Genomic DNA, 1,363 nt, shown 5'->3' with positions numbered 1-1,363 from the left:
TTTCGGAACTCCGCACCCCGCCGAACCGGGGCCTCCGCCCCGGCCCGGCCCCCGACGCCGGCCGCCCCCGGCCACGCCCGCCCCACCGCGTGCAGGAGCGCCTGTACGTCTACGGGCGGGCGCGCAGGCCCTGTCTGCGCTGCGGCACCCCGATCCGCCTCGCCGACCAGGACGACCGGCCCACCTACTGGTGCCCCGGCTGCCAATCGGGGCCGACCTCCTAGGGGGTGTCTTGTCGATCATGCCGGGCTCGCGTGCCCTGGCACCGCACCTCGCCGCGTTGTCGTCACCCGCCATGGCTCCTTCCTCAAACTCTCAACTCCGTTCGAGCAGGGGAGACCCCATCTGGCCCCCTCTTCCGCCTTGCGATGGACGGCACCAGACCCCCGCTCCCTGATCCGGCCTGATCGACAAGACACCTTCTGGTTGACGCCCCGTCAGATACAGTCGTACGGTCCGGTCATGGCTCTCTCCGCGTACGACCTCACGGGTCGCGCCGCGTTCGTCACCGGTGCGGCGAGCGGCATCGGGCAGGCCAGCGCCCTGCTGCTCGCGGAGGCCGGGGCCCTGGTGCACTGCGCGGACCGCGACGAGACGGGCCTGCGCCGGACGTACGACCTGATCGTCGGCGCGGGCGGCAGCGCCCGGACCCACCCCCTGAACGTCACCGACCGCGACCGGGTCCGTGCCGCGGTCGCCGCCGCGGGGCATCTCGACATCCTGGTCGCCGCCGCCGGGATCATGCACACCAGCGGCGTGCTGGAGACGGCGGACGAGGACCTGGACCGCGTACTGGCGGCCAATTTCAAGGGGGTGCTGTACGCCTGCCAGGAAGTGGCCCGCTCCATGACGGCCCGCTCCGCCCCCGGCTCGCTGATCACCATGGCGTCGGGCGCCGTGGACTCCGCGAGCGCCGGCCTGCTCTGCTACAGCGTCGCGAAGGCCGCCGTGGTGCAGCTCACCAAAACGCTGGCCACGGAGCTGGGGCCGCACGCCATACGGGTGAACGCCGTCGCTCCCGGCTGGATCCGTACGCCGATGACCGACCGGCACGATGCCGCCGGGCAGCACCGGGCGGAGGCGGCCATGGCCCGGATCTCCCCGCTGGGCCGGGTCGGCGAGCCCGAGGACGTCGCCCACACCGTGCTGCACCTGGCCTCGGACGCCTCGGCCTTCATGACCGGCCAGATCCTCCGGCCGAACGGCGGCGTCGCCATGCCCTGGTGAGCCGCCCGGGAGCCGCGCCTGAGCCCCTCGACGAGCCCAGGGGCACCACCGACGCGACATGAACCGGCAACAGGCTCAGCCCCCAGCCGCCCGCCGCCACCGCACCCTCCACCAGCCCCGCCTGGTCCGGCCGCAG

The 1,363-nt window shown here is 73.7% G+C and carries 3 protein-coding genes; 2 read left to right on the top strand and 1 reads right to left on the bottom strand.

The window, feature by feature from the left end; genetic code table 11:
- A partial coding sequence (locus D3105_RS33765; RefSeq protein WP_276311886.1) for a zinc finger domain-containing protein occupies positions 1-224 on the top strand: 224 nt, incomplete at its 5' end.
- Positions 225-462: 238 nt separating this feature from the next.
- Positions 463-1,227, top strand: coding sequence for an SDR family NAD(P)-dependent oxidoreductase (locus D3105_RS33760; RefSeq protein ID WP_118906588.1), 765 nt, complete (start codon positions 463-465; stop codon positions 1,225-1,227).
- On the opposite strand, the gene D3105_RS35670 is transcribed toward D3105_RS33760, so the two are convergent.
- Positions 1,175-1,363 (bottom strand): hypothetical protein (locus D3105_RS35670; RefSeq protein ID WP_118906587.1); only part of this gene is annotated, 189 nt, incomplete at its 5' end. The genes D3105_RS33760 and D3105_RS35670 overlap by 53 nt on opposite strands.

The organism is Streptomyces globisporus, from assembly GCF_003501885.1.
Taxonomy (GTDB): Bacteria; Actinomycetota; Actinomycetes; order Streptomycetales; family Streptomycetaceae; genus Streptomyces; species Streptomyces globisporus_D.
This window is presented reverse-complemented; position numbering and strand designations above follow the sequence as displayed.